The sequence below is a fragment of the Pseudomonas sp. PH1b genome, assembly GCF_000633395.1.
Lineage (GTDB): Bacteria > Pseudomonadota > Gammaproteobacteria > Pseudomonadales > Pseudomonadaceae > Aquipseudomonas.
The window spans coordinates 217,468-244,084 of record NZ_AYMU01000020.1; the positions used below are offsets into that span (position 1 = coordinate 217,468).

Annotated in this window: 23 protein-coding genes; 17 read left to right on the forward strand and 6 right to left on the reverse strand. The window is 65.9% G+C overall.

All coding sequences use genetic code 11. From position 1 onward, the window contains the following. The first annotated feature begins 59 nt into the window (after positions 1-59). The gene (locus U873_RS0126130; RefSeq protein WP_025131051.1) at positions 60-5,960 is read left to right on the forward strand and encodes an Hpt domain-containing protein; all 5,901 of its coding nucleotides are present in this window, start codon (positions 60-62) and stop codon (positions 5,958-5,960) included. Then, positions 5,953-6,411: a chemotaxis protein CheW gene (locus U873_RS0126135; protein ID WP_025131052.1), complete on the forward strand. Its 459-nt coding sequence runs from the start codon at positions 5,953-5,955 to the stop codon at positions 6,409-6,411. The genes U873_RS0126130 and U873_RS0126135 overlap by 8 nt, the downstream gene beginning before the upstream one ends. Before the next feature lie 69 nt (positions 6,412-6,480). On the opposite strand, the gene U873_RS0126140 is transcribed toward U873_RS0126135, so the two are convergent. Then, the gene (locus U873_RS0126140) at positions 6,481-7,041 is read right to left on the reverse strand and encodes an NADAR family protein (RefSeq protein ID WP_025131053.1); all 561 of its coding nucleotides are present in this window, start codon (positions 7,039-7,041) and stop codon (positions 6,481-6,483) included. 193 nt (positions 7,042-7,234) lie between these two features. On the opposite strand from U873_RS0126140, the gene mdcA reads away from it, so the two are divergent. The 9 genes from mdcA to madM all read left to right on the forward strand — a co-directional run bounded on the left by mdcA (position 7,235) and on the right by madM (position 14,534). Beyond that, on the forward strand, positions 7,235-8,911 hold the full coding sequence (mdcA, locus tag U873_RS0126145; protein WP_025131054.1) for a malonate decarboxylase subunit alpha: 1,677 nt from the start codon (positions 7,235-7,237) through the stop codon (positions 8,909-8,911). After that, positions 8,911-9,786 (forward strand): triphosphoribosyl-dephospho-CoA synthase, encoded by an 876-nt coding sequence (locus tag U873_RS0126150; protein WP_025131055.1) that lies wholly within the window; start codon positions 8,911-8,913, stop codon positions 9,784-9,786. Before mdcA ends, U873_RS0126150 begins: the two co-directional genes overlap by 1 nt. Further along, a complete protein-coding gene (locus tag U873_RS0126155; protein WP_025131056.1) occupies positions 9,786-10,085 on the forward strand; it encodes a malonate decarboxylase subunit delta in 300 nt (99 codons plus the stop codon). Before U873_RS0126150 ends, U873_RS0126155 begins: the two co-directional genes overlap by 1 nt. Further along, entirely contained in the window at positions 10,078-10,929 is an 852-nt protein-coding gene (locus tag U873_RS0126160) for a biotin-independent malonate decarboxylase subunit beta (protein ID WP_025131057.1), read from the forward strand. Before U873_RS0126155 ends, U873_RS0126160 begins: the two co-directional genes overlap by 8 nt. Then, complete coding sequence (gene mdcE, locus U873_RS0126165; RefSeq protein WP_025131058.1) at positions 10,926-11,729, forward strand: biotin-independent malonate decarboxylase subunit gamma; 804 nt, start codon at positions 10,926-10,928, stop codon at positions 11,727-11,729. Before U873_RS0126160 ends, mdcE begins: the two co-directional genes overlap by 4 nt. Then, entirely contained in the window at positions 11,726-12,352 is a 627-nt protein-coding gene (locus tag U873_RS0126170) for a malonate decarboxylase holo-ACP synthase (protein ID WP_025131059.1), read from the forward strand. The genes mdcE and U873_RS0126170 overlap by 4 nt, the downstream gene beginning before the upstream one ends. Beyond that, entirely contained in the window at positions 12,349-13,284 is a 936-nt protein-coding gene (gene mdcH / locus U873_RS0126175; RefSeq protein ID WP_025131060.1) for a malonate decarboxylase subunit epsilon, read from the forward strand. Before U873_RS0126170 ends, mdcH begins: the two co-directional genes overlap by 4 nt. 67 nt (positions 13,285-13,351) lie before the next feature. Next, on the forward strand, positions 13,352-13,768 hold the full coding sequence (gene madL / locus U873_RS0126180; protein ID WP_025131061.1) for a malonate transporter subunit MadL: 417 nt from the start codon (positions 13,352-13,354) through the stop codon (positions 13,766-13,768). Position 13,769: 1 nt separating this feature from the next. Next, a complete protein-coding gene (gene madM / locus U873_RS0126185) occupies positions 13,770-14,534 on the forward strand; it encodes a malonate transporter subunit MadM (protein ID WP_025131062.1) in 765 nt (254 codons plus the stop codon). 213 nt (positions 14,535-14,747) lie between these two features. On the opposite strand, the gene U873_RS0126190 is transcribed toward madM, so the two are convergent. After that, the gene (locus tag U873_RS0126190; protein ID WP_025131063.1) at positions 14,748-15,668 is read right to left on the reverse strand and encodes a LysR substrate-binding domain-containing protein; all 921 of its coding nucleotides are present in this window, start codon (positions 15,666-15,668) and stop codon (positions 14,748-14,750) included. 154 nt (positions 15,669-15,822) lie between these two features. On the opposite strand from U873_RS0126190, the gene U873_RS0126195 reads away from it, so the two are divergent. Further along, positions 15,823-16,440 carry a hemolysin III family protein gene (locus tag U873_RS0126195; RefSeq protein ID WP_025131064.1) on the forward strand — a complete coding sequence of 206 codons (618 nt, stop codon included), beginning with the start codon at positions 15,823-15,825 and terminating at the stop codon, positions 16,438-16,440. A 283-nt stretch (positions 16,441-16,723) separates the two neighbouring features. Here U873_RS0126195 and U873_RS0126200 read toward each other — a convergent pair whose 3' ends face one another. After that, positions 16,724-17,674: a LysR family transcriptional regulator gene (locus U873_RS0126200; RefSeq protein ID WP_177330315.1), complete on the reverse strand. Its 951-nt coding sequence runs from the start codon at positions 17,672-17,674 to the stop codon at positions 16,724-16,726. A gap of 61 nt (positions 17,675-17,735) precedes the next feature. Between U873_RS0126200 and U873_RS0126205 the strand changes: the two genes are divergently transcribed. From U873_RS0126205 to U873_RS0126215, 3 genes are read left to right on the forward strand one after another with little or no spacing between them, the layout of a single operon-like run. Continuing rightward, a complete protein-coding gene (locus tag U873_RS0126205) occupies positions 17,736-18,977 on the forward strand; it encodes a D-amino acid dehydrogenase (protein WP_025131066.1) in 1,242 nt (413 codons plus the stop codon). A gap of 21 nt (positions 18,978-18,998) precedes the next feature. Continuing rightward, a complete protein-coding gene (locus U873_RS0126210) occupies positions 18,999-19,349 on the forward strand; it encodes a RidA family protein (protein ID WP_025131067.1) in 351 nt (116 codons plus the stop codon). A 29-nt stretch (positions 19,350-19,378) separates the two neighbouring features. Then, on the forward strand, positions 19,379-20,281 hold the full coding sequence (locus U873_RS0126215; RefSeq protein WP_025131068.1) for a transporter substrate-binding domain-containing protein: 903 nt from the start codon (positions 19,379-19,381) through the stop codon (positions 20,279-20,281). 331 nt (positions 20,282-20,612) lie between these two features. Here the strand turns inward: U873_RS0126215 and U873_RS0126220 are convergent, their stop codons facing one another. Continuing rightward, the gene (locus U873_RS0126220; protein ID WP_025131069.1) at positions 20,613-21,332 is read right to left on the reverse strand and encodes a 16S rRNA (uracil(1498)-N(3))-methyltransferase; all 720 of its coding nucleotides are present in this window, start codon (positions 21,330-21,332) and stop codon (positions 20,613-20,615) included. Positions 21,333-21,508: 176 nt separating this feature from the next. Beyond that, the gene (locus U873_RS0126225; protein ID WP_025131070.1) at positions 21,509-22,915 is read right to left on the reverse strand and encodes an adenosylmethionine--8-amino-7-oxononanoate transaminase; all 1,407 of its coding nucleotides are present in this window, start codon (positions 22,913-22,915) and stop codon (positions 21,509-21,511) included. A gap of 319 nt (positions 22,916-23,234) precedes the next feature. Between U873_RS0126225 and U873_RS0126230 the strand changes: the two genes are divergently transcribed. Both U873_RS0126230 and U873_RS0126235 read left to right on the forward strand, forming a co-directional pair. Next, positions 23,235-23,786, forward strand: coding sequence for a cytochrome b (locus tag U873_RS0126230; protein ID WP_025131071.1), 552 nt, complete (start codon positions 23,235-23,237; stop codon positions 23,784-23,786). Between the two features lie 32 nt (positions 23,787-23,818). Continuing rightward, positions 23,819-24,415 (forward strand): YceI family protein, encoded by a 597-nt coding sequence (locus tag U873_RS0126235; protein ID WP_025131072.1) that lies wholly within the window; start codon positions 23,819-23,821, stop codon positions 24,413-24,415. A 181-nt stretch (positions 24,416-24,596) separates the two neighbouring features. Here the strand turns inward: U873_RS0126235 and U873_RS0126240 are convergent, their stop codons facing one another. After that, complete coding sequence (locus U873_RS0126240; RefSeq protein WP_025131073.1) at positions 24,597-26,462, reverse strand: DEAD/DEAH box helicase; 1,866 nt, start codon at positions 26,460-26,462, stop codon at positions 24,597-24,599. Positions 26,463-26,617 lie beyond the last annotated feature (155 nt).

Below are 26,617 nucleotides of genomic sequence, written 5' to 3' on the forward strand. Positions count from 1 at the left end.
TCAGCGCTCCATGAGCTCGCGCAAACAGGTTCTGACAGAAGGTTTTGACTGGAGTGGGTATGGTTGATCGGCACGACTATGTGGCCTTGGAATGGGTCAAGGGTGAAATTGCCGAGACCCTGAAGCAGGCCTATCAGGCGCTGGAGCATCTGGCCGACGACCCCCAGGCCCCGGATGCCCTGGGCCAGTGCCTGGAGGGCATCCACCTGGTGCACGGCAGCCTGCAGATGGTGGAGTTCTACGGGGCCGCGCTGCTGGCCGAGGAAATGGAGAAGCTCGCCCTGGCCTTGCAGGAGCAGCGCGTCGCCCAGCGTGACGAAGCCATTCGCCTGCTGCGCCAGGCCATCAGCCAGTTGCCCCAGTACCTGGACCGGGTGCAGAGCGCCCGGCGCGACCTGCCGCTGGTGGTGCTGCCGCTGCTCAACGACCTGCGCAGTGCCCGTGGTGAAAGCCTGCTTTCGGAAACCAGCCTGTTCAGCCCGCAACTGCCCAGCCTGCCGCCCCTGAGCGACAAGGCCCTGGCGGCCCTGGAGCCGCTGGAGTTCCCGACCCAGCTGCGCAAGCTGCGGCACATGCTGCAGAGCGCCCTGGTGGACTTGCTGCGCGAGCAGGACGATGAAACCAGCCTGGGCCACATGGCCAAGGTCTTCGAGCGCCTGGAGGCTTTGTGCCAGGATGCGCCGCTGGCGCCCTTGTGGCATATCGCCTCGGCCCTGGTGGAAGGCATGCGCCAGGACGTCATCGCCAACAGCCCGGCGGTGCGCAGCCTGCTCAAGGATGCCGACAAGGAGCTCAAGCGCCTGCTGGAGCAGGGCATGCCCGGAATCAACCAGCCGGCCCCTGATGAGTTGCTCAAGAGCCTGCTGTTCTATATCGCCAAAGCGCGCCATCCCACGCCATTGATGCTGACCATGAAAGAACGTTACGGACTGGATGACGCATTGCCCGACAGTGCGCTGGTCGATGAAGAGCGGGCCCGCCTGACTGGCCCTGACCGGGACGCCATGCGCTCGGTATTGATGGCGGTGTGCGATGGGCTGGTGCGGGTCAAGGAGCGCCTCGACCTGTTCGTGCGCAGCGACCGCCAGCATGCCGATGACCTGGACAGCCTGTTGTCGCCCCTGCGGCAGATCGCCGACACCCTGGCAGTGCTGGGGTTTGGCCAGCCACGCAAGGTGATCATCGACCAGCTGGCGGTGGTCCAGAGCCTGGCCCAGGGCCAGCGTGCGCCGGATGATGCGGTGTTGATGGATGTCGCCGGGGCCCTGCTCTATGTCGAGGCGACCCTGGCCGGGATGGTCGGCACCGTGGAGCCGGAAAACCGCGAGGACAGCCGCCTGCCCACCACCGATCTGAGCCAGATCCATCAGTTGGTGATCAAGGAGGCACGGATCTGCCTGCAGCAGGCCAAGGACCTGATCGTCGAGTACATCGAGGCTGACTGGGAGCCCGAGCAGCTGGTTGCTGTCCCCGAGTTGCTGACCCAGGTGCGCGGCGCCCTGGCGATGATTCCGCTGCCCCGTGCCGCCGGCCTGATGGAGGCCTGCAACCAGTTCATCAGCGAGCGTTTGCTGGCCGCCCAGCCCCACCCGGACTGGCAGAAGTTCGAGCACTTGGCGGATGTGATCACCAGCCTGGACTATTACCTGGAGCGCTTGAGCGAGGACCACGAGGCGCCGGGGGAGAAGATCCTCGATATCGCCGAAGAGGGGCTGGCCGCCCTGGGTTATGTGCCGGTGGTCCGGGCCCCGCTGGCGGAGCCGTCTGCGGGGCTTGACGAGCAGGCCTCTGCGGCGCTGGACGATCCCCTGGCGGCGTCCCTGGCCCAGGTGCTGGCAGTGCCGGTGTCGGCCCTCAACCCGCCGGCCCTGGTCACGCCGGGCAGCTTGTTGCCGCCCCCGGGGGATGAGCCGCCGGTGGATGACGAGTTGCGGGAAGTCTTCCTCGAAGAAACCGAGGAAGTCCTGGAAATGCTCCACGAGTACCTGCCGCGCTGGCTCGCCGACCCTCAGGGCAAGTCTGCCCTGAGTGAACTGCGCCGGGCCTTTCACACCCTCAAGGGCAGCGGGCGCATGGTGCGTGCGCTGGTGCTGGGGGAACTGGCCTGGGCGGTGGAGAACCTGCTCAATCGGGTGCTGGAGCACAGCGTGGCGCCCAGTGCCGAGATCCAGCAACTGGTGGGCGACACCCTGGCGCTGCTGCCGGGGCTGATCGCCGAGTTTGCCGCCCAGGAGCAGCGCCAGCGTGATGATGTCGACCGTCTTGCGGCTCGTGCCCATGCCCTGGCCACAGGCAATGCCGCGGCGAGCACCGCGGCGTCTCGGGACGAAGCCCTGGACCCGCAGCTGCTGGAGATCTTTCGCAGCGAAGCCCAGACCCACCTGGACAGCATCAATCGCTTTCTCGATCAGGCTGCCGAGCAGTTGCCACTGCAGGCCAGCGATGAACTGCAGCGCGCCTTGCATACCCTCAAGGGCAGCGCCTCCATGGCCGGGGTGCTGCCGATGGCCGAGCTGGCCGGCCCCTTTGACCAATTGGCACGGGAATACCGTGCGCACCTGATTGCGCTGGATCTGGATGAAGTGGAACTGCTGCTGGAAGCCGAAGGCCTGTTGCGACGTGGCCTGCGGCAGTTGGACAGCGACCCGCTGGCCCCCATCGACGGCGCCCGCTCACTGGTGGGCCGTGCCCTGGCCCTGCTGGGCGAGCGCCTGGAAAACCTGCTCAGTGCGCCGGACAGCGCGCCCCGGGCCAAGCGTGATCCGCAACTGATCAACAACTTTCTGGCCCAGGGCATGGATATCCTGCTGGATGCCGAGAGCCTGCTGCTGCGCTGGCAGCAGCATCCTGGCGAGCGCCAGGAGCTCAGTGCCCTGCTGGATGAACTGACCACCCTGGGCGAAGGCGCGCACCTGGCGGACCTGCACCCGATGGATGAGCTGTGCGAGGCCCTGCTCGACCTCTACGGCGCGGTGGAGGAGAGCAGCCTGGCGGTCAGCGAACGGTTCTTCCATGAGGCGCAAGGTGCCCATGAGGCCTTGATCAACATGCTCGACGAACTGGCGGCGGGCCAGGAGGTCAGCCCCCGTCCGGAGCGCGTCCAGGCCCTTCGCGAGTTGCTGGACGAGGCGCTCGATCCGTCCGCCACCGGCCTGATCAAGAGCGACGGCAGCCGCACCCTGAGCATCAGCGAGCTGGGGGCTGCCACTGCTCGCCTGGAACAGGCTCCGGCCGCACCGGCCGCGGACCAGGAGATCGTCGAGATCTTCCTCGAAGAGGCGGTGGATATTCTCGACAGCGCCGACCAGGCCCTGCAGCGCTGGTTGGGCGACCCTGAAAACGGCGCGCCGCTGTCGTCCCTGCAGCGGGACATGCACACTCTGAAGGGCGGCGCGCGGATGGCCGAAGTCGCTCCCGTGGCCGAACTGGCCCAGGAGCTGGAGTCGCTGTACGAGGGGCTGGTGGACCGGCGCTACAGCTACAGCCCGCACCTGGGCCTGCTGTTGCGCAGCAGCCACGAGCAGTTGGCATTGTTGCTCGAACAACTGCAGGGGCAACGCGCCCTGGATGACTCGCGGGGCCAGGTCGAGGCGGTCCGCGCTTATCGGCAGCAGGCTGCCAGCCCCACCGACGTGCCGGAGAGCGCTGTGCCGGAAGACAGCACGGCCCAGGACCCGGAACTGCTGGAGATTTTCCTGGAGGAAGGTTTCGACATCATCGACAGCTCGGCCGCAGCGCTCGGCCGCTGGCAGGCCGACCCCCAGGCGCGCCAGGAGGTGGAAACCCTGCTGCGCGACCTGCACACCCTCAAGGGCGGTGCACGGATGGTGGAAATCGCCCCCATCGGTGACCTGGCCCATGAACTGGAATTTCTTTTCGAAGGCCTGTCCGCCGGCTTGCTGCAGCCCAGCCCGGTGCTCTTCACCCTGTTGCAGAAGAGCCACGACCGACTGGCCCAGATGCTCGATGCCGCCCGGGCGGGGCAACCCATCGAGGCCGCGCAGAAACTCATCGAGGCCATCCATGACTTGAGCCACCCTCGTGTGCCGTCCGGTCCCGGCCAGGATGCACCGCTGCTGCTGGCCAAGCCGGAAGCCGTGGTCCCGGTGCCGGACGCGGCCGGCGCAGGAGACATGGTCAAAGTCTCCGCCGAACTGCTGGACGACCTGGTGAACCTGGCCGGGGAAACCTCGATCTTCCGGGGGCGCATCGAACAACAGGTCAACGATGCCCGGGTGGCCCTGGGCGAGATGGAAACCACCATCGAGCGCATGCGCGATCAGTTGCGGCGGCTGGACACCGAAACCCAGGGGCGGATCCTCAGCCGCCAGCAGGTGGAGGCCGAGCGCCTGGGCTACGAAGAGTTCGACCCCCTGGAAATGGACCGCCACTCACAATTGCAGCAACTGTCCCGGGCCCTGTTCGAGTCGGCCTCGGACCTGCTGGACCTCAAGGAAACCCTCGACCGGCGCAACCACGACGCCGAGAACCTGCTGGCGCAGCAGGGGCGGATCAACACCGAGCTGCAGGAGGGCCTGATGCGCACGCGCATGGTGCCTTTCGAACGCATGGTGCCGCGGCTCAAGCGCATCGTCCGCCAGGTGGCCGAAGAGCTGGGCAAGGACGTGGAGTTCGTGGTCGGCAACGCCGAAGGGGAGATGGACCGCAACGTTCTCGAACGCATGGTTGCGCCGCTGGAGCACATGCTGCGCAACGCGGTCGATCATGGCCTGGAGTCGGCCCAGGCGCGCCTGGCGGTGGGCAAGCCGGAGCAGGGACGGATCACCCTCGACCTGTCCCGGGAAGGGGGCGACATCATCTTCGACATGCGCGACGACGGTGCCGGTGTGCCCCTGGAAGCGGTGCGCAAAAAGGCCATCAAACGCGGATTACTGGACCCGCAGGCGCAGCTCAGCGACCGCGAGGTGCTGCAGTTCATCATGCAGCCGGGGTTTTCCACCGCCGAGAAGATCACCCAGATTTCCGGACGCGGCGTGGGCATGGACGTGGTCCATGAAGAAGTGCGCCAACTGGGCGGCACCATGAGCATCGATTCGATTGCCGGGCAGGGCGTGCATTTTCGCATCCGCTTGCCGTTCACCGTCTCGGTCAACCGAGCGCTGATGGTGCAATGCGCGGACGAGCAGTACGCGATTCCGCTGAACACCGTGGAGGGCATCGTGCGGGTGCTGCCGGGCGAGCTGGATGCCTTTTACCAGCTTGATCCGCCGCACTACGAATACGCCGGCCAGGGCTACCAGCTGTGTTACCTGGGGGAGCTGCTGCATACCGTGCCGCGGCCAAAGCTGCTGGGCCAGGTACTGCCCTTGCCGGTGCTGCTGGTGCACTGCAACGACCAGCGGATAGCGGTGCAGGTGGACGCCACCTTTGGCACCCGGGAAATCGTGGTCAAGAGCCTGGGGCCGCAGTTTGCCGCAGTCCAGGGACTGTCCGGGGCGACCATCCTCGGCGATGGCCGGGTGGTGCTGATTCTCGATCTGCTGGCGCATATCCGCGCGTTGCAGGTCCAGGCGCCACTGCCGCGCCTGGCGGGTGACGAACCGGCCAGCGAGGTGCAACCGCCACGGCCGATGCTGGTACTGGTGGTGGACGACTCGGTCACCATGCGCAAGGTCACCAGCCGCCTGCTGGAACGCCACGGCATGAACGTGCTCACCGCCAAGGACGGGGTCGACGCCATGGCGTTGCTGGCCGAGCACACGCCGGACCTGATGCTGCTGGACATCGAGATGCCGCGCATGGACGGTTTCGAGGTGGCGATCCAGGTGCGCAACGACCCTCGCCTGCAGCACTTGCCGATCATCATGATCACCTCCCGTACCGGCCAGAAGCATCGCGACCGGGCCATGGCCATCGGCGTCAACGACTACCTCGGCAAGCCCTACCAAGAGTCGGTGCTGCTGGAAAGCATTGCCCTGTGGAGCAAGACCCATGCTTGATCACCGCGCCAGCACTCTCACCGGGCTGCTGCTGCCCCTGGCCGACCGCACCCTGATCCTGCCCAATGTCGCGGTGGCCGAGCTGATCGACTACCAGCAGGGCGCCTTCGACCTGGATTCACCGCCCTGGTACCTGGGGCGGGTGCTCTGGCGCGAGCGCTGGATTGCGCTGATCAGCTTCGAGTCGGCCTGTGGCGCTCGGACGGTGATTGGCGAGCGGGCGCGGATCGTCGTGCTCAACGCTCTGGGTGGGCGCCCGGAGCTGAAGTTCATGGCCTTGCTGGTGCAGGGCATTCCCCGCTCCTGCAAGCTCGACAGCCAGTTGAGCTATGTCGATGTGCCCCTGGCGCCGCTGGAAAAGGCCGCGGTGCAGGTGGCCGAGCAGGTGGTCAAGGTGCCGGACCTGCTGGCGCTGGAAGAGTTGCTGGTGGATGCCGGACTGTCTCTCTAGGGTGCGCGCCGGCCGCTTGGTGCCTGCAGTGCTGTCCGGGGCGCCGGCCGGCGAAGGTGCCGCGTGGCATCAGGCGCCTTGCAGCCGCTCCCGCACTTCCATCAGGGCATAACCCAGCAGGTTGAGCCCGCGCCATTGCTCCGGCCGGCTGGCTTTGGGGTCTTCGGCGGCCAGGCCAATGCCCCAGATTCGGTCCACCGGGCTGGCTTCTACCAGCACCTGATCGGTGGTGGACAGCAGGTATTCACCCAGGGCCGGGTGCTGGCTGAATTTGGCCAGGTTGCCGCGCACCACGATCTCGAAACGTGCCTCGGTCCAGCGGGCATCATCGAAACCGCGCACTTCACGGCCCAGTTGCTTGACGTCCGCCGGAGTGACCGCCTTGAGGATCCGCGAGTGGGTTTCCCGGTCGTCGAACAGCAGGGCCTTGCCGGCCATCATGAAATGCTCGGCGCTGGGGTAGTGAATGCCCTCAAGCTCGAAACCGCTGGCGAACCACTGGCTGAAGCAGCTTTGCGAGATGCGTCCGTCGCGGGTTGGATGGTGCCCCCAGAACATCAGGTAGTCGGGCTTCAGGCCCAGGCTGATCTGCTCCAGCAGCGTCTGGTTTGAGCGAATCGGTGTGTTCATGCTGACTCTCATCGTTGTCTGCCTCGACCGTTGATTGGCCGTTCCGGCGCGCATTGTGTACCGATTGGGGGATGGGGCGCCAATGGCCTTGCAATCATTACGCTCAGCGTAACTATCCGGCGTCATGCTTGATTGATGCCCTCCGTTTTCACTCCTATGGTGACTGCCACGACAGCGAACCTGTGGAGTGAGCATGACAACAACAATTTCCCCCGACGCGCGCTGGTCGCGGCGGCGCAGCGAAAAGCTGCGGCGCCTCGAGCAGGTGCGGGCCCTCGCCGACGGCGTGGTGTTGCCGACCGACAAGATTGTCGCGGCGCTGGAAGCGCTGATCCTGCCGGGCGACCGGGTGGTGCTGGAGGGCAACAACCAGAAGCAGGCGGATTTTCTCTCTCGCTCCCTGGCCAAGGCAGATCCGGCCAAGCTGCATGACCTGCACATGATCATGCCCAGCGTCGGCCGCTCCGAGCACCTGGACCTGTTCGAGCGCGGCATCGCCCGCAAGCTCGACTTCTCCTTTGCCGGCACCCAGAGCCTGCGCATCAGCCAGTTGCTCGAGGACGGGTTGCTGGAAATCGGTGCGATCCATACCTACATCGAACTCTATGCGCGGCTGGTGGTGGACCTGATCCCCAATGTGGTGCTGTCCGCCGGTTTCATGGCCGACCGTGCCGGCAATATCTACACTGGCCCCAGTACCGAGGACACGCCAGCGTTGATCGAACCGGCGGCCTTCAGCGACGGTATCGTCATCGTTCAGGTCAACCAGTTGGTGGATGACGTCAGCGAGTTGCCCAGGGTGGATATCCCGGCCTCCTGGGTCGACTTCGTGGTGGTGGCCGACAAGCCGTTCTACATCGAGCCGCTGTTCACCCGTGACCCGCGCCACATCAAGCCGGTGCATGTGCTGATGGCGATGATGGCGATCCGCGGCATCTACGAAAAACACAACGTGCAGTCGCTGAACCACGGCATCGGTTTCAACACCGCGGCCATCGAGCTGATCCTGCCGACCTACGGCGAGTCCCTGGGGCTCAAGGGCAAGATCTGCCGCAACTGGACCCTCAATCCCCATCCGACCCTGATCCCGGCCATTGAAAGCGGCTGGGTGCAAAGCGTGCATTGCTTTGGCACCGAACTGGGCATGGAGAACTACATTGCCGCACGCCCGGACGTGTTCTTCACCGGTCGCGACGGCTCGCTGCGCTCCAACCGGATGTTCTGCCAACTGGCCGGGCAGTACGCGGTGGACCTGTTTATCGGTGCCACCTTGCAGGTGGACGGCGACGGCCACTCCTCCACCGTGACCCGCGGCCGCCTGGCGGGGTTCGGCGGGGCGCCGAACATGGGCCACGACCCCCGCGGGCGCCGCCACGGCACCCCGGCCTGGCTGGATATGCGCGTCGATCAGAGCGATGCGCCCGAGGCCATGCTTGAGCGCGGCAAGAAGCTGGTGGTGCAGATGGTCGAGACCTTCCAGGAAGGCGGCAAACCGACCTTTGTCGAAACCCTTGACGCGGTGGACGTGGCGCGCAAGAGCGGCATGCCCCTGGCACCGATCATGATCTACGGCGACGACGTCACCCACCTGCTGACCGAGGAGGGCATTGCCTACCTGTACAAGGCCCGCTCCCTGGAAGAGCGCCAGGCGATGATCGCCGCCGTAGCCGGGGTCACCGCCATCGGCCTGCGACACAACCCCAAGGACACCGCGCGCATGCGCCGCGAAGGCCTGATCGCCCTGCCGGAAGACCTCGGCATTCGCCGTACCGACGCCAGCCGCGAACTGCTGGCGGCGAAAAGCGTCGCCGACCTGGTGGAGTGGTCCGGCGGCTTGTACAACCCGCCCGCCAAGTTCAGGAGCTGGTAATGCACGCATTCAATCTGCAATCGCGCCCCTTGAACCTGGCCGAACGCTTGGCGGACCTGGCGGTGGACGCACTGATCGACGAAGCCGACCTGTCGCCCAAGCCGGCCCTGGTGGACCGCCGCGGCAATGGCGCCCACTGCGACCTGCACCTGGGGCTGATGCACGCCTCGGCGCTGTCCCTGTGGCCGGCCTTCAAGCAGATGGCCGATGCCGCGCTGGAAAGGGGCGAAATCGGCCTGCCCCTGCGCGAAGCCCTGGGCCATATCGGCCGTGAAGGCGAGCGGGCGATGCTTGCCACCACTCAGGGGGTGAATACCCATCGCGGAGCGATCTGGGCCCTGGGCCTGCTGGTGGCCGCTGCCGCGCTGGAGCCTGAATCCACAGGGGCCAGCAGCATCGCGCTGCGGGCTGCCCGCCTGGCGCTGCTGGAAGATCGTTATGCGCCACGGCCCCTGAGCCACGGCGCCCAGGTGGCGCTGCGCTACGGTGTGCGCGGTGCCCGGGAAGAGGCGCAGCAGGGCTTTCCCGCGGTGCTGCAGAGGGGGCTGCCCCAGCTCAGGCGCAGCCGCGAGCAGGGCCATGGCGAACAGAACGCCCGGCTCGATGCCCTGCTGGCGATCATGAGTCGCCTGGCGGACACCTGCGTGCTCTACCGCGCCGGCGAGGCGGGCCTGCAGGCGATGCAGCAGGGCGCCCGGGCGGTGCTCGAGGCGGGGGGCAGTGCCAGCCTGGCCGGCCGCCGTCGCCTGCACGAGCTGGACCTGCAACTAGTGACCTTGAATGCCTCGCCCGGCGGCGCCGCAGACCTGCTGGCAGCCAGCCTGTTGCTCGACCGGATCGAATCCGGCGATGCCTTTATCCAGGGAGCGATGTAATGGAAACCTTGAATTTCGAATTCCCCGCCGGCCAGCCCGGCCGTGGCCGTGCCCTGGTGGGCTGTGTCGGTTCCGGCGACCTGGAGGTGCTGCTGGAGCCGGGGCAGGCCGGCAAGCTGCTGATCCAGGTGCAGACCTCGGTGAATGGCAGCGCCTCCCGTTGGCAGCACCTGTTCGAGCGCATGTTCGATGGCCAGACGCCGCCGGCGTTGCTGATCGACATCCATGATTTCGGCGCCACCCCCGGCGTGGTGCGCCTGCGCCTGGAACAGGGCTTCGAGGAGATCGGCCATGACTGACAGTGCACGTTTGCTGAACAAGCACAGTTTCGTCGAGCTGGGAGCCCGACAACGGGCCCGGGCGCTGCTGGACGACGGCAGCTTTCGCGAATTGCTCGACCCGTTCCAGCGGGTCATGTCGCCCTGGCTGGAACGCCAGGGCGTGGTGCCCCAGGCTGATGACGGGGTGGTGATCGCCAAGGGCAGCATCGCGGGTTCGCCGGTGGTGATTGCTGCCATCGAAGGCGCTTTCCAGGGCGGCAGCCTCGGTGAAGTGGGTGGGGCGAAGATTGCCGGCGCCCTGGAGCTGGCCGCCGAAGACAACCGCAACGGCATCCCGACCCGCGCCGTGTTGCTGCTGGAAACCGGCGGTGTGCGCCTGCAGGAAGCCAACCTGGGGCTGGCGGCGATTGCCGATATCCACGCCGCGATCGTCGACCTGCGCCAGTACCAGCCGGTGGTCGGCGTGGTGGCCGGCAGTGTCGGCTGCTTTGGCGGCATGTCGATTGCCGCCGGGTTGTGCAGCTATCTGCTGGTCACCCAGGAAGCGCGCCTGGGGCTCAACGGCCCGCAGGTGATCGAGCAGGAAGCGGGCCTTGAGGAATACGACTCCCGGGACCGGCCGTTCATCTGGAGCCTGACCGGCGGTGAGCAGCGTTTCGCCAGTGGCCTGGTGGACCGCTACGTGGCCGACGATGTGGCACAGATCCAGGCCCAGGTTCGCGAACTGCTGGCCCTCGGTTTGCCGCCGCGCCAACGCAGCCGCGAGGCCGACCTGTATCTGCAGCGCCTGGCCCGCCTGGACACGGCGCCGCAAATCGATGCGGCAACGGTTCGTCATCTGTATCAAGGAGACCGCTCATGAGTGTCTGTTCCCTGAGGGGGCTGAACTGGTTCAACGCCTTGGCTGGCGGGGCGAGGGAGGTCAAGGACCTGCCGCCGTCGCTGAAGGTGGCGGACGGTCAGTTGGGCGGCCAGCCGGTGCGTTTCATTGCCGTCGTGGCCGATCCTGAAAACCGCTTTGTCCGTGCCCGCCAGGGTGAGGTCGGCCTGCTCGAAGGCTGGGGCCTGGCCAGGACGGTGGATGAAGTGATTGCCGCCGACCAGGATCAGGCTCACAAGCGAACGCTGATCGCCATTGTCGATGTGCCCAGCCAGGCCTATGGCCGGCGCGAGGAGGCCCTGGGCATCCATCAGGCCCTGGCCGGTGCCGCCGACAGCTACGCTCGGGCGCGGCTGGCCGGGCACCCGGTGATTGCCCTGCTGGTGGGCAAGGCCATGTCCGGTGCCTTCCTGGCCCACGGCTACCAGGCCAACCGGCTGATTGCCCTGCGTGACCCGGGCGTGATGGTGCACGCCATGGGCAAGGCCTCGGCGGCCCGAGTGACCTTGCGCAGCGTCGAGGAACTGGAAGCCCTGGCCGCCAGCGTGCCGCCCATGGCCTACGACATCGATAGCTACGCCGGCCTCGGCCTGCTCTGGGAAACCCTGTCGGTGCAGCAGATCGAGCAACCGACGGCGCAGGACCTGGCCCGGGTCGAGGAGTGCCTGCTGCAGGCCGTGGCCGATGTGCGGGCCAAGGGTGTGGACCTGGGCAGCCGCCTGGGTGCAGCGAACCGCGCTGCCTCCAGCCGGGTCCGGCAACTGCTGCGGGAGCAGTGGTGAAGGGCGCCGGCCCCTGGCTGCCCCACGATCTGCTGTGGGGCATGACCCCGGCGCAGTTGCCGGCCGACGCGCCGGCCTGGGCCCATGCGGTGCTGGCGGCCGGGCAGCCGGTGGTGGTGCGCCGGGCCCTGACTGCACCCGGGCTGGTGGCCGTAGGGCTGCGTGGCACGTCCCGGGAGCAGCGTTATCCGGCGTTGCTGGAGCTGGACACCGTGCAACGCGGGGTGTGCCCTGAGGCGTTGCGTCATGTGGCGTCGTCTCGGCAATGGCCGGCGCTGCGGGCACTGGATCGACTGCGGGACGAGCTGGACGCCCTGGAGTGGGCATGGGGCGTCAGTGGCAGTGCCGGTCTCGAGTTGGCCAGTGGCGTTGGCGCGTTGCATCAGGGCAGCGATCTGGACCTGATCCTGCGTGCGCCAGAGCCCCTGTCCCGGCCCCGTGCCCGGGCGTTGCTGGCGCTGCTCGACAGCGCCAACTGCCCGGTGGACATGCAATTGCAGGTGCCTGCAGGGGCCTTGGCGTTGCGCGAGTGGGCCGGCTCGGCGCCCCGGGTGCTGCTCAAGAGCGCGGAAGGCGCGAGGCTGGTGAGTGACCCCTGGGACGTTCGGGAGCAGGCAGCGTGAGCAGCCTGCTGGTGTTCCCGGGCCAGGGCGCGCAGCAGCCGGGCATGCTCCAGCGCCTGCCGCCAAGCCCCGAGGTGCTGGCGTGCCTGCAAGAGGCCGGCGAGGTGCTGGGCCAGGACGTACTGCAGCTGGATTCGCCCCAGGCCCTGGCCTCCACCCGGGCAGTGCAGCTGTGCCTGCTGATCGCCGGGGTGGCTACTGCCCGGACCCTGCTGCAATCGGCGGCCACGGTGGACTACGTCGCTGGCCTGTCCATCGGCGCCTACCCGGCAGCGGTGGTGGCGGGCGCCCTGGAGTTCGCCGATGCCCTGCGCCTGGTGAGCCTGCGGGGGGAACTGATGCAGCAGGCTTATCCACAGGGTTATGGCATGACCGCGTTGATCGGCCTGGAGCTTGCGGCCGTGGAGGCGCTTCTGGCCCAGGTTCACAGCCGGGATATGCCGGTGTACCTGGCCAATATCAATGCCGACAGCCAGGTGGTGATCGCCGGCAGCGACGCCGCGATGCAGGCGGTGGCCGAACGGGCCCGTCGCTCGGGCGCGGGGGTGGCCAGGCGCCTGGCGGTCAGCGTGCCGTCCCATTGCCCCTTGCTGGAGCAGCCGGCCCAGGCCCTGGCGGCGGCCTTCGCCGAAGTGCGCCTGCAGGTTCCCCGGATCGGCTACCTGAGCGGCAGTCGGGCGCGGCCCATGCGTGGGGTGGAACAACTGCGCGACGACCTGGCCTGCAACATGTGCCGGGTGGTGGATTGGCGCGGCACGGTGCAAAGCGCCTACGAGCGTGGCGTGCGCCTGCAGATCGAGCTGCCTCCCGGTGCGGTGCTGACCGGGCTGGCGCGTCGGGTATTCGAGCAAGGAACGGTCATCGCCTTCGACGGTGCCCGCCTGGACACCTTGCAGGCACTGCTGCGCGAGGAGGGCAACCGCGACCGATAGAGCACCGACTCAGGCTGACGAAGCACAAGAACAACAACTTCGACGATGCACTTTGAGGACAACGACAATGATTATCTACGGTGTGGCCTTGCTGGCGATCTGTACCCTGGCGGGCGTGATTATCGGTGACATGCTCGGCGTGTTGCTGGGAGTGAAGTCCAATGTCGGCGGGGTCGGCATCGCCATGATCCTGCTGATCTGTGCGCGCCTGTGGATGCAAAAGCGCGGCGGCATGACCAAGGATTGCGAGATGGGCGTCGGCTTCTGGGGTGCCATGTACATCCCGGTGGTGGTGGCCATGGCTGCCCAGCAGAACGTGGTCACCGCCCTGCACGGCGGACCCGTGGCGGTGTTGGCCGCCATCGGCTCGGTGCTGCTCTGCGGTTGCACCATTGCCCTGATCAGCCGGACCCACAAGGGCGAGCCATTGCCGGCCGAGCCGCTGGAGCCGGGCGCCGATGCAGCGCCGGCAGGGGGGCGTTGAGATGTGGGATCTGATCGAGAAAGGCCTGGAGCACAACGGTCTGGTCACGGCGTTCGCTTTCGTCGGGGCGATCATGTGGGTCTCGGTGCTGCTGTCCAGGCGCCTGACATTCGGCAGGATTCACGGCTCGGCGATTGCCATCGTCATCGGCCTGGTGCTGGCCTGGGTCGGCGGTACCGTGACCGGCGGGCAGAAGGGCCTGGCGGACCTGGCGCTGTTCTCCGGCATCGGCCTGATGGGCGGGGCCATGCTGCGGGACTTCGCCATCGTCGCCACGGCCTTTGAGGTACAGGCCACCGAGGCGCGCAAGGCCGGGATGATCGGCGCAGTGGCGCTGCTGCTGGGCACGGTGCTGCCGTTTATCGTGGGTGCGAGCATCGCCTGGGCCTTTGGCTATCGCGATGCGGTGAGCATGACCACCATTGGCGCGGGGGCCGTGACCTATATCGTCGGCCCGGTGACCGGTGCGGCCATCGGTGCCAGTTCCGATGTGGTGGCCCTGTCGATTGCCACGGGCCTGATCAAGGCCATCCTGGTGATGGTGGGCACACCCATGGCGGCACGCTGGATGGGCCTGGACAATCCGCGTTCGGCGATGGTCTTCGGCGGGCTGGCCGGAACCGTCAGCGGCGTGACCGCAGGCCTGGCGGCCACCGACCGGCGGCTGGTGCCTTACGGCGCCTTGACCGCCACCTTCCATACCGGCCTGGGTTGCCTGTTGGGGCCGTCGCTGCTGTTCTTCATCGTCCGCGGCCTGGTGGGCTAACCCCTGCAGGAGCCGGCTTGCCGGCGAACAGGCCCCAGAGACGTGCACCGCTCTTGCGGACGCCTTCGCTGGCAAGCCAGCTCCCACATAGGAGGGTGGAGCCACAGATGCCGTGCTTTTGTAGGAGCCGGCTTGCCGGCGAACGGGCCCCTGAGACGTGCACCGCTCTTGCGGACGCCTTCGCTGGCAAGCCAGCTCCTACAGGGGCGGGTGTCAGGACGGGGCTTGGCGGTTGGCGTACATCCGGCATTCGGCCAACAGCGCCAGCAGGTTCGGGTCGCGCTCCTTGGCCTTGAGGAACACCACGCCGATATGCTGCTGCAGGCGATAGCGCGCCTGCAGCGGTATCAACTTCACGCGGTTTTCATAGACCGCGGCAATCCTTCCCGGCAGCAACGCATAACCGACCCCTGAGCTGACCATGCTCAACAGGGTGAAGATATCGTTGACCTGCATCGCCACCTTGGGCTCGAAGCCCGCCTGCTTGAACACCCGTGCGCCGTCCTGGTGGGTGGCGAAACCCTGGGTCAGGGTGATGAAGGTGGCGTCGCGCACGTCGGCCAGGTCCACCTCGTGCTGCTGGGCGAAGGGCGAGTCGGCGGGGGTGGCGAGGAAAATGTCGTCGGAGAACAGCGGCAGCTGTTCGCAGTCCGGGTCGTTGACGCTGTCGTCCAGGGAAATCAGGATGGCGTCTACTTCCATGTTCTTGAGCTTGTACAACAGGTCGATGTTGGAGCCCAGGATCAGGTCGATGTTCAGCTCGCTGCGCCGCAGCTTCAGGCCCATGATCAGTTGCGGCACGGTTTTCACCGTCAACGAGTAAAGCGCGCCGAGCTTGAAGCGTTCTGCAGAGAAGCCCGCGGCTTCCCGGGTCAGGCGCACGCTCTCGACCACGTCCTGCACCAGCTTCTGCGCCCGCTCCTCCAGCACATAGGCACTTTCCAGCGGGGTCAGGTTACGCCCTTCATGCTTGAACAGTGGGCAGCGGAGGGCGTTTTCCAGGGAGTGGATGGCCCGGTGCACGCTGACATTGCTGGTCTGCAACTCGCTGGCGGCGCGGGCCAGATTGCCGGTGCGCATGAAGGCCAGAAACACTTCGAGCTTTTTCAGGGTCAACTCTTCGTCGATGAGCATGGTCCGGACTCTGGTGAGGAGGGCCTGATGATGCACGATGAGTCAGCCGGTGGCCGCTGGTTTTTTACCGGCCACGCCCCAATAGAAATATTGCGCTTTCAAGCTGCAGGCCTGAGCCTTGCGTGTTTTTTCATGTTTTCAGGGTAAGCGAACGATGTATCACGGAGAAAGATTCAACGCCTGGACCCACCTGCTGGGGGCCATCGCGGCGTTTGTCGGCGGCATCTGGCTGGTGGTGCTGGCCAGCCTCGACGGCAGCCCGTGGAAGATCGTCAGCGTGGCGATCTACTCCTTCACCCTGCTGGTGCTCTACAGCGTGTCCACGGTCTATCACAGCGTGCGCGGACGGGCGAAGAACATCATGCAGAAGGTCGACCACTTCTCGATCTACCTGCTGATCGCCGGCAGCTATACACCGTTCTGCCTGGTGACCCTGCGCGGGCCCTGGGGCTGGACCCTGTTTGGCATTGTCTGGGGGCTGGCGCTGATCGGCATTCTCCAGGAGATCAAGCCGCGCTCCGAGGCGCGGATCCTCTCCATCGTGATCTATGCGGTGATGGGCTGGATCGTGCTGGTGGCGGTCAAGCCGCTGTTGGCGGCCCTGGGGCCTGCCGGGTTTGCGTGGCTGGCCTCGGGCGGGGTGCTGTACACCGTGGGCATCATCTTCTTCGCCCTCGACAGCCGCCTGCGCCATGCCCACGGCATCTGGCATCTGTTCGTGATCGCCGGCAGCCTGCTGCACTTCGTCGCGATCCTGTTCTACGTCCTGTAGGAGCCGGCTTGCCGGCGAAGAGTCCCTCGGGACTTGCGCCGGGCTTTCGGGCGCCTTCGCTGGCAATCCAGCTCCTACGGGCGGGATGCTGCGGTTTGTTGTAGGAGCCGGCTTGCCGGCGAAGAGGCCCTTGGGACTTGCGCCGGGCTTGCTGGCGCCTTCGCTGGCAAGCCAGCGCCTACGGGCGGGATACTGCGGTTTGTTGTAGGAGCCGGCTTGCCGGCGAAGGGGGCCTTGAGGGTTTGCCCCGGGCTTGCGGGCGCTTTCGCTGGCAAGCCAGCGCCTACAAGGGGTGGTCGAGTTGGGCCTGGGCCTGGCGAGCGAAGATCTCCAGCAGGCTGGCCAGGGTGTGGGGCGGCGGTTCGGCGGCGCGGGTCACCGCGTACAGGGTGATCGGCAGCGCCGGGCTCAGGGGACGGATCGCGGTGCTGGCCGTTGAGGCGCCCAGGGCGGTGAAGGGATCGATCAGCGCCAGCCCGGCGCCGGATTCCACCATGGCCCGGGCCAGGGAATAGGTTTGCACGGCAATGTGCACCCGCGGTGCCGGCTCCACCGACTTGAGGTAGCTGTCGAGCCGGGCCGACAGCGGATCGGCGCTGCTCAGGCCAATCAGTGGCGCATCCGCCAACTCCATCAGCGCCAGGGGTTGGCCGCGGGTTGCCGCTGGCCAGTAGTCCAGCGGCGCCAGCGCCACCAGCACCCCCTGGGCCAGGGCCTGCCCGCTCAGTCCGGGGTGATCCGGGCGTTGCAGGGTCAGGGCCAGGTCGATCTCGCGCATCAGCAGGTTCTGCACCAGTTCGCGGCTGTGGGCGCTGGACAGCTCGCACAGGCTGTCCGGGTAGCGCCGGGTCCATTCGCTGATGGCCGGAGGCAGCAACGCCAGGGCCAGGGCCGGAGTGGCGCCGATGCGCAGGCTCTGGCCCGGCTCCCGGCGCAGGCTCTGGGCCAGGCGCCGGACTCCTTGCAGGCTTTCACTGACCTTGTCCACTTCGCGCTCCAGCTCCAGGGCCTCCGGGGTTGCCTGGAGCTTGCCGCGCACCCGCAGAAACAGCGCAAAGCCCAGTTGCAACTCGGCGTGCTGCAGCACCTTGCTCACCGCCGGTTGCGAGACGTGCAGCAACTGCGCGGCACCGCTGATGGAGCCGGTCTGGCGGATGGCCTGGAAGATTTCGATATGGCGCAGGCGCATGGGCAGTCCATAACCTTTGTTTATGGGAGGTCCATCTTTATTCATTGTTCGCCCGCTGTCACCTGCCCCTAACCTGAAGCCGTTCAACAACAGGCCAGGGGCAATCATGAGTCAGCGGGTGTGCATCATCGGGGGAGGGGTCATCGGCCTGGCCAGTGCCTACGCTCTGGTTCGCCAGGGTTTCGAGGTGACGCTGGTGGAAGCCCAGGACTCCCTGGGCAGCCAGACCAGCTTTGCCAATGGTGGGCAGCTGTCCTATCGCTACGTGGCGCCCCTGGCCGATGCCGGCGTGCCCTGGCAGGCGCTGGGGTGGATGCTCAAGGGCGACTCGCCGCTCAAGCTGCGGCCGCGCCTGGACCCGGCGCAATGGCGCTGGATGGCGGGATTTCTCGGGGCTTGCCGGCGCTCGGTGAACCAGCGCAATGGCGCGCACCTGCTGCGCCTGGCACTGCTCAGCCAGGCCACCTTGCAAGGCTGGCGTGAAGAGGACCACCTGCAGGGCTTCGACTGGCGGCGCAACGGCAAGCTGGTGACCTTCCGCGAAAGCGCAAGCTTCGAGCATGCCCGGCACAACCTGGCGGACCGCCATCGGCAGCAGGTGCTGTCGGCCGCTGAATGTGCGGCCCTGGAACCTGCCCTGGGGGATGTGCCGTTTGTCGGTGGCATCTACACCGCGGATGAAGAGGTCGCCGATTGCCATGGGTTCTGCCAGCAGTTGGCGGCGCGGCTGCGGGCTTCCGGGCGCTGCGAGATCCTCCTGGGCCAGCGAGTCCGGGCCATTCGCCATGCCGGTGACCGGGTCCAGGCCATCGACCTGGGCGATTACCAACTGCCGGTGGAGCACCTGGTTCTGGCCGCCGGCCATCGCAGCGCCGACTTGCGCCTGCCGGGACTGCACCTGCCGCTCTACCCGCTCAAGGGCTACAGCCTCAGCGTACCCATCGGCCCGCAGCACCGGGCGCCGGAGATCAGCCTCACCGACTACAACCGCAAGATCGTCTACGCCCGCATCGGCCAGCAGTTGCGGGTCGCGGCCATGGTCGACATTGTCGGCTTCGACCCGGCACCGGACCCTGGGCGCCTGGCCCTGATGCGCCGCCAGGCGGCCGAAAGCTTCGCCAACGCCGGTGACTACGCGGCCGCGGTCGAGTGGGCCGGCATGCGCCCGGCCACCCCCAGCGGCGTACCACTGATCGGTGCCACCGCCTACCGCAACCTGTGGCTCAACCTGGGGCACGGCGCCCTGGGTTTCACCCTGGCCTGCGGCAGCGGCCAACTGCTTGGCGAACTGATCGGCCAGCGTTCCACCAGTATCGACATGCAGGGCCTGACGCCCCGCGTGGCCTGAACCTTGAACAGGAGTTTCTTGATGAGCATTCAGCGTATCCACAGCAACAACCGCCTCAGTGGTGCCGTGACCTTTGCCGAACTGGTGTTTCTTTCCGGTCAGGTGCCGGGCCCGAGCAGCGATATCAGCGGCCAGACCCGCGAAGTGCTGGAGAAGATCGACGCCTTGCTGGCCGAGGCCGGCAGCGATAAGGACCACCTGCTCAGCGCGACCCTCTATCTGAAGGATATCCAGGCTGACTTCGGCGCCATGAACGAGGTCTGGTCGGCGTGGCTGTCCCCGGGGCAGGCGCCGGCCCGCACCACTTTGCAGGCGGCCCTGGCGCGTCCGGAAATCCTCGTCGAAATCAGCGTTATCGCGGTGCGCCGCTGAATCACCCTTACCCACAACGGAGAATAACAATGCATAAGATCACGTTGCTCGGCTGCACCCTGGGCCTGCTGTTCGGCGCCACGGCTCAGGCCGGTGAGGCGCCGCTGGACGGCACCCTGGCGAAGATCGCCAACAGCGCGAGTATTACCTTGGGTTATCGCGATGCTTCGGTGCCGTTTTCCTACGTGGGTGACCACAGCGGCAAGCCCATGGGCTATTCCGTGGAGCTGGCGGGCAAGGTGGTGGAGCGCATCCAGCAGCAGCTGCAACTGCCCAAGCTGGCGGTGAAGTACAACCTGGTGACGTCCCAGACCCGCATTCCCCTGGTGCAGAACGGCACCGTGGACCTGGAGTGCGGCTCCACCGGGGTGACAGCCGAGCGGCAGAAGCAGGTGGCGTTTTCCTATGGCTTCATCTACGTCAAGGGCCAGCTGCTGACCGCCAAGGACAGCGGAATCAAGAACTTCGCCGACCTGCGGGGCAAAAACGTGGTGACCACCGCGGGCACGACCAACGAGCGGTTCCTCAAGAGCTATAACGTCGAGCACAAGATCGATATGTTCGTGATCAGCGCCAAGGACCACGGCGAAGCGTTCCAGATGCTGCAGTCGGGACGTGCGGCGGCCTTCTACATGGACGATGCGCTGCTCTATGGCGAGCGGGCCAAGGCGCGGGACCCGCACAACTGGGTGGTGGTGGGGGAAGAGCAGTCACGGGAGATCTACAGCTGCATGGTGCGCAAGGACGACCCGCAGTTCCTGGCTCTGGTCAATGCGACCCTGGCGGACCTGTATCGCACCGGAGAGATCAACGGCATCTACCAGCGCTGGTTCCAGCAGCCGATCCCGCCCAAGGGCCTGAACCTGGAATTTCCCATGACCAGCGAGCTGAAGGCGATCATCGCCAAGCCGACCAGCGATCCGGTGGAATAACCGGCGAACTGCGAAGTGGCGCTTGCCTGTAGGAGCCGGCTTGCCGGCGAAGGGGCCATTGAACCGGGCGCATGCCTTGCGGCTGCTTTCGCTGGCAAGCCAGCTCCTACGATGTGTTGCGGGGGGCGTGTAGGAGCCGGCTTGCCGGCGAAGGGGCCGTTGAACCGGGCGCATGCCTTGCGGCTGCTTTCGCTGGCAAGCCAGCTCCTACGGTGTGTTGCGGGGCTCGTGTAGGAGCCGGCTTGCCGGCGAAGAGGCCGTCGCGCCGGGCGCATGCCTTGCGGGTGCTTGCGCTGGCAAGCCAGCTCCTACCCAGGGATGAATGGCGGGGTCAGAAATCGCCCCAGAGTTGCTGCGCCACCGCCAGGGCCACCACCGGTGCGGTTTCGGTGCGCAGCACCCGTGGTCCCAGGCGCGCAGGCAGGAAACCAGCGCCCTGCGCCTGCTCCACTTCGGCGTCGGACAAGCCGCCTTCCGGGCCGATCAGGAATGCCAGGGTCCCGGGCTTGGCATGGCTTTCCAGGGGCGCTGCCACCGGGTGCAGCACCAGCTTGAGGTCGGCCGTGGATTGCTTGATCCAGTCTGCCAGCAGCAACGGCGGGTGGATCACCGGCACTCGTGAGCGGCCGCATTGCTCGCAGGCGCTGATGGCCACCTGGCGCCAATGCAGCAGGCGCTTGTCGGCGCGCTCGTCCTTGAGCCGGACTTCACAGCGCTCGCTGAAGATCGGGGTGATCTCGGCAACCCCCAGTTCCGTGGCCTTCTGGATCGCCCAGTCCATGCGCTCGCCGCGGGACAGGCCCTGGCCGAGGTGGATCTGCAGCGGCGATTCGTCCTGGCCGGCAAAGCTCTCATCGAGCCGGACCCGCACGCGCTTCTTGCCGGCTTCCACCAGCGTGCCGCGAAACTCCATCCCCGAGCCGTCGAACACTTGCAGGGCGTCGCCTTCGGCCATGCGCAACACGCGGGCGATGTAATGGGCCTGGGCCTCCGGCAACTCGTGTTCGCCAAGGCTCAGGGGGGCATCGATAAAGAAGCGGGACAATCTCATCAGGGATCTCTGTTGAATCTGAATGGTCGGTGGCGAGGGGCGCTTGCTCCCGCTCGTTGGCGAAGCCGTCCGTACATGCCTCGGGCGCTTGCATGAGATGGCTTAGGCCTCTGGTTCCTGGACCGCAGCGCGGTCCAGCGCGAGCAAGCGCCCTCGCCACAAGGAGCGAAAGCCTTTCAGCCCGGATCGCGAAAGCCCGGGTGGAAGTCCTTGGGTACTGACACGCTGACCTTGTCGCGGGTGGCAAGATCGATACCTTCGCTGGCGACTTCGGCCAGGAAATCGATCTGCTCCGGGGTGATCACATACGGTGGCAGGAAATACACCACACTGCCCAGGGGGCGCAACAGGGCGCCGCGTTCCAGGGCGTGCTGGAAGACTTTCAGGCCGCGGCGTTCCTGCCATGGGTAGGCGCTCTTGCTCGGTTTGTCCTGGACCATTTCGATGGCCAGCACCATGCCGGTCTGGCGTACTTCCGCAACATGGGGGTGATCGACCAGGTGCGCGGTGGCGCTGGCCATGTGCCGGGACAGGGCCTGGTTGTTCTCGATGACGTTGTCCTGCTCGAAGATATCCAGGGTCGCCAGGGCCGCCGCACAGGCCAGCGGGTTGCCGGTGTAGCTGTGGGAATGGAGGAAGGCCCGCAGGGTTGGATAGTCGTCGTAGAAGGCGCTGTAGACCTCATCGGTGGTCACGCACGCGGCCAGGGGCAGGTAGCCGCCGGTCAGGGCCTTGGACAGGCACAGGAAGTCCGGGCGGATACCGGCCTGCTCGCAGGCGAACATCGTGCCGGTGCGACCGAAGCCCACGGCGATCTCATCGTGGATCAGGTGCACGCCGTAGCGGTCGCAGGCTTCGCGCAGCAGCTTGAGGTACACCGGGTGGTACATGCGCATGCCGCCGGCGCCCTGGATCAGCGGCTCGACTATGACGGCAGCGACGCTGTCGTGGTGTTCGGCCAGGGTCTGCTCCATGGCGGCGAACATGTTCCGCGAGTGTTCCTCCCAGCTCATGCCTTCGGGGCGCAGGTAGCAGTCCGGGCTCGGCACCTTGAGGGTGTCCAGCAGCAGGGCCTTGTAGGTTTCGGTGAACAGCGGCACGTCGCCTACAGACATCGCGGCGATGGTCTCGCCGTGATAGCTGTTGCTCAGGGTGACGAAGCGCTTTTTGTTCGGTTGCCCGCGGTTGATCCAGTAATGGAAGCTCATCTTCATCGCCACTTCGATGCATGACGAACCGTTGTCGGCGTAGAAGCAGCGAGTCAGCCCTTCGGGGGTGATCTGCACCAGGCGCTCGGACAGTTCGATCACCGGCTGGTGGCTGAAGCCGGCGAGGATCACGTGTTCGAGCTGGTCGACTTGATCTTTGATGCGCTGGTTGATCCGTGGGTTGGCATGGCCGAACACATTGACCCACCAGGAACTGACCGCGTCCAGGTAACGCTTGCCCTCGAAGTCTTCCAGCCAGACGCCTTCACCGCGCTTGATCGGGATCAGGGGCAGTTGTTCGTGGTCTTTCATCTGGGTGCAGGGATGCCACAACACCGCGAGATCGCGTTGCATCCACTGGTTATTCAGGCTCATGTACAGTCTCCTGGGGCGGCCCGCCAGGTACGCGGGCGAACAATCGGGCAAGCCTATGCAATGCATGGCCGTGGGACAACCTATTGTGTGGAGCGGCCGCTTCAATGGCGGCACTTGCTGTGCAAAGACGTGTCCAAGGAGGGGCGAGACACCAAGGGCTGGCCAGCAAGGGGGAGAAAACAGGGGGCCTTAATCTTTTCTTAACGCGCTCGCCCCACACTCATCATCGTATTTCTCGATATTTCAAAGCGAATTTTTCCGCTTTAATTCGATAGGTAAATCGTTAGTCTTGCTCTGCGTTTCTTACAGGATTCAACTCATGCAGCTACGTAATTCTTCTTCGCGCTATGGCTGGGTCAGCATTGTTCTGCACTGGGGTGTGGCCCTGGCGGTGTTCGGACTGTTCGCCCTGGGCCTGTGGATGGTGGGTCTGGACTACTACAGCACCTGGCGCAAAGATGCGCCGGATCTGCATAAAAGCATTGGCCTGACGTTGTTTGCGATCATGTTGCTGCGGGTGCTGTGGCGGTTTGTCAGCCCACCACCACCGGCACCGGCCAATCATGGACCTCTGACCCGTCTCGGGGCCAAGTTGGGGCATGCATTCCTCTACCTGGGCCTGTTTGCGGTGATGATTGCCGGTTACCTGATTTCCACCGCCGATGGCGTGGGTATTCCGGTGTTTGGCTTGTTTGAAGTGCCTGCCCTGGTCTCCGGACTACCGGACCAGGCAGACGTAGCAGGTGTGGTGCATCTGTACCTGGCCTGGGCGTTGGTGATTTTCGCCGGCGTTCATGGCCTGGCTGCTCTGAAACACCACTTTATCGATCGTGATGCGACCCTCACCCGTATGCTGGGCCGCAAAGCCTGATGTTCAACCTTGACTCAAAAGGAATAGAAAGCATGTTGAAAAAGACTCTCGCCGCTCTGGCAATCGGATCTGCCCTGTTGACGGCCGGTCAAGTGATGGCAGCGGACTACGTGATCGACAAGGAAGGCCAGCACGCCTTCGTCGATTTCAAGATCAGCCACCTGGGCTACAGCTTCATCACCGGTACCTTCAAGGACCTGGACGGCAAGTTCAGCTTCGACGCGGCCAAGCCTGAAGACGCCAAGATCGAAGTCAATGTGCGCACCGCCAGCGTGTTCACCAACCACGCCGAACGTGACAAGCACATCACCAGCAAGGACTTCCTCGACGCTGGCAAGTTTGCCGACGCCAAGTTCGTCTCCACCAGCGTCAAGCCCACCGGCAAGAACGCCGACGGCAAGCTGACCGCCGACGTGGCGGGCGACCTGACCCTGCACGGGGTGACCAAGCCGGTCGTGGTCAAGGCCACTTTCCTGGGCGAAGGCAAGGATCCATGGGGCGGCTACCGCGCTGGCTTCGAAGGCACCACCAGCTTCAATCGCCAGGATTTCGGCAAGATGATGGACCTGGGCCCGGCGTCCAACAACGTCGAGCTGTACATCACCTTCGAAGGTGTGAAAGCGAAGTAAATCTCGCAGGCTTCAACAAAACGCCGACCTTGTGTCGGCGTTTTGCATGGTGGCGGTCGTTGCCGGGTCAGCCTGTGCATGAAGGCTGTGTTGATTCTGGCTGAGGCTTCCTGGATGGCCCGCCATAAAAAAACGCCCCGGGTCTTGCGACCAGGGGCGTTTTTCATTTCAGCGTCGGGATTCAGCGGTTGCGTGTCAGCAACGCAGGCTTTTCGCCCCGTGGACGGCTTGGCAACTGGTCCAGTTGCTCAGGCGTCGGGAAACGATCGGCCTTGGATTCCTTGTGCATGATCTTCGGCTGGTTGCCCCGTGGGTTTTGCACGGCAGGTTCCTGGCGCGAGCTGTCATCGCGGTTTGGTCGGCGGTTGCTCGAGTCTTCGCGACGGCCCTGGCCATCACGCGGGGCACCACTGCGTGGGCCATTGCGCTTGGCTGGAGCAGTGCCGGTGGAGCTGCCATTGCTGTTGCGTGGATTGCCCGAGCGACCCTGGCCGCCTCCGGTGCCGCCACGTGGCGAGTTGCCTGCGCCTGCGCCCTGGACAGGCGCGCCTGGACGGCGGCCACGGCCCTGGTTGCCCTTGTTCTGGTAAGGGCTGACGTAGTCAGCACGGTTGCCGAAGTTGTCCACATCGTCGTCGAGGAACTCGTCCGGCGCGCGGTCGGCACGTGGTGTTGGCTGGCGCTGTTCGCGGGCCGGGGTGCCTTCACGAGGTTTGTGCTCGCGGGCCGGGCGCTCGCCACGGGCCGGCTTGTCCTTGCCGCCCTTGTCCTTGCCCTTGTCCTTGCGACCACCGCCGCCACCGCCACCATTCGGGCCGTCGCCACGAGGGCCACGAGCATTACGCGGGTTGCGTACATCCGGGCGCTCGCGCACTTCCGGCTTCTCGGCTTCCACGGCACTGGCATCGAAGCCCATCAGGTCGCCGTCGGCGATTTTCTGCTTGGTCATGCGCTCGATGCTCTTGAGCAGCTTCTCTTCATCCGGGGCCACCAGGGAGATGGCTTCACCCGAGCGACCGGCACGGCCGGTACGGCCGATGCGGTGCACATAGTCTTCATCGACGTTGGGCAGCTCGAAGTTGACCACGTGAGGCAGTTGGTCGATATCCAGGCCGCGGGCGGCGATATCGGTGGCCACCAGGATCCGCACGTCGCCGGCCTTGAAGTCGGCCAGGGCCTTGGTGCGGGCGTTCTGGCTCTTGTTGCCGTGGATCGCCACAGCGCTCAGGCCGTGTTTGTCCAGGTACTCGGCCAGGCGGTTGGCGCCGTGCTTGGTACGGGTGAACACCAGGACCTGTTCCCAGGCACCGGCGGTGATCAGGTGTGCCAGCAGCGCGCGCTTGTGGCTCGCCGGCAGGCGGAATACCCGTTGCTCGATACGCTCTACCGTGGTGTTCGGCGGGGTGACTTCGATGCGCTCGGGATTGTGCAGCAGCTTGCCGGCCAGGTCCGTGATGTCCTTGGAGAAGGTCGCGGAGAACAGCAGGTTCTGGCGCTTGGCCGGCAGGCGGGCGAGGACCTTCTTGACGTCATGGACGAAGCCCATGTCGAGCATGCGGTCGGCTTCGTCGAGCACCAGGATTTCCACGTGGGACAGGTCGACGCTGCCTTGGCCGGCCAGGTCCAGCAGGCGGCCGGGACAGGCCACCAGCACGTCCACGCCGCGGGCCATGGCCTGCACCTGCGGGTTCATGCCGACGCCGCCGAAGATGCAGGCGCTGACGAACTTCAGGTCGCGAGCGTACAGCTTGAAGCTGTCATGCACTTGCGCGGCCAGTTCGCGAGTCGGGGTCAGGACCAGTACCCGCGGCTGGCGTGGGCCATGGCGCTGGGACTTGTCCGGGTGACCATTGGGAAACAGGCGTTCCAGGATCGGCAGGGCGAAGCCGCCGGTCTTACCAGTACCTGTCTGTGCCGCGACCATCAGATCGCGACCTTGCAACACGGCGGGAATGGCCCGCTGTTGCACCGGAGTAGGCTGGGTATAGCCGGCGGCTTCGATGGCACCGACTAAAGCCTCGGAGAGACCGAGGGAAGCAAAGGACATGAGTAATCCTGTTTTAGTGAGGGCTGGGCCCAAAGGGATAATCTTGCCGGGCGTGAATGGCGTTTAAGAGGACGCAATCCCGTCCGGTCCTGCTGGCCTGAAGACTCATCGACCCCAGGCTCGCGCGGGCCGGATTGGCTGCGCCGTAGCGTGGT

What these genes read in the sequence shown, in the direction of transcription:
- madM (WP_025131062.1), top strand. Translation starts at nt 13,770, where the DNA reads ATGTGGGATCTGATCGAGAAAGGCCTGGAGCACAACGGTCTGGTCACG.
- U873_RS0126215 (WP_025131068.1), top strand. Translation starts at nt 19,379, where the DNA reads ATGCATAAGATCACGTTGCTCGGCTGCACCCTGGGCCTGCTGTTCGGC.
- U873_RS0126230 (WP_025131071.1), top strand. Translation starts at nt 23,235, where the DNA reads ATGCAGCTACGTAATTCTTCTTCGCGCTATGGCTGGGTCAGCATTGTT.
- U873_RS0126235 (WP_025131072.1), top strand. Translation starts at nt 23,819, where the DNA reads ATGTTGAAAAAGACTCTCGCCGCTCTGGCAATCGGATCTGCCCTGTTG.
- U873_RS0126160 (WP_025131057.1), top strand. Translation starts at nt 10,078, where the DNA reads ATGACTGACAGTGCACGTTTGCTGAACAAGCACAGTTTCGTCGAGCTG.
- U873_RS0126130 (WP_025131051.1), top strand. Translation starts at nt 60, where the DNA reads ATGGTTGATCGGCACGACTATGTGGCCTTGGAATGGGTCAAGGGTGAA.
- mdcA (WP_025131054.1), top strand. Translation starts at nt 7,235, where the DNA reads ATGACAACAACAATTTCCCCCGACGCGCGCTGGTCGCGGCGGCGCAGC.
- U873_RS0126220 (WP_025131069.1), bottom strand. Translation starts at nt 21,332, where the DNA reads ATGAGATTGTCCCGCTTCTTTATCGATGCCCCCCTGAGCCTTGGCGAA.
- U873_RS0126155 (WP_025131056.1), top strand. Translation starts at nt 9,786, where the DNA reads ATGGAAACCTTGAATTTCGAATTCCCCGCCGGCCAGCCCGGCCGTGGC.
- U873_RS0126140 (WP_025131053.1), bottom strand. Translation starts at nt 7,041, where the DNA reads ATGAACACACCGATTCGCTCAAACCAGACGCTGCTGGAGCAGATCAGC.
- U873_RS0126135 (WP_025131052.1), top strand. Translation starts at nt 5,953, where the DNA reads ATGCTTGATCACCGCGCCAGCACTCTCACCGGGCTGCTGCTGCCCCTG.
- madL (WP_025131061.1), top strand. Translation starts at nt 13,352, where the DNA reads ATGATTATCTACGGTGTGGCCTTGCTGGCGATCTGTACCCTGGCGGGC.
- U873_RS0126210 (WP_025131067.1), top strand. Translation starts at nt 18,999, where the DNA reads ATGAGCATTCAGCGTATCCACAGCAACAACCGCCTCAGTGGTGCCGTG.
- U873_RS0126205 (WP_025131066.1), top strand. Translation starts at nt 17,736, where the DNA reads ATGAGTCAGCGGGTGTGCATCATCGGGGGAGGGGTCATCGGCCTGGCC.
- U873_RS0126240 (WP_025131073.1), bottom strand. Translation starts at nt 26,462, where the DNA reads ATGTCCTTTGCTTCCCTCGGTCTCTCCGAGGCTTTAGTCGGTGCCATC.
- U873_RS0126225 (WP_025131070.1), bottom strand. Translation starts at nt 22,915, where the DNA reads ATGAGCCTGAATAACCAGTGGATGCAACGCGATCTCGCGGTGTTGTGG.
- U873_RS0126200 (WP_177330315.1), bottom strand. Translation starts at nt 17,674, where the DNA reads ATGAATAAAGATGGACCTCCCATAAACAAAGGTTATGGACTGCCCATG.
- U873_RS0126195 (WP_025131064.1), top strand. Translation starts at nt 15,823, where the DNA reads ATGTATCACGGAGAAAGATTCAACGCCTGGACCCACCTGCTGGGGGCC.
- U873_RS0126190 (WP_025131063.1), bottom strand. Translation starts at nt 15,668, where the DNA reads ATGCTCATCGACGAAGAGTTGACCCTGAAAAAGCTCGAAGTGTTTCTG.
- U873_RS0126150 (WP_025131055.1), top strand. Translation starts at nt 8,911, where the DNA reads ATGCACGCATTCAATCTGCAATCGCGCCCCTTGAACCTGGCCGAACGC.
- mdcE (WP_025131058.1), top strand. Translation starts at nt 10,926, where the DNA reads ATGAGTGTCTGTTCCCTGAGGGGGCTGAACTGGTTCAACGCCTTGGCT.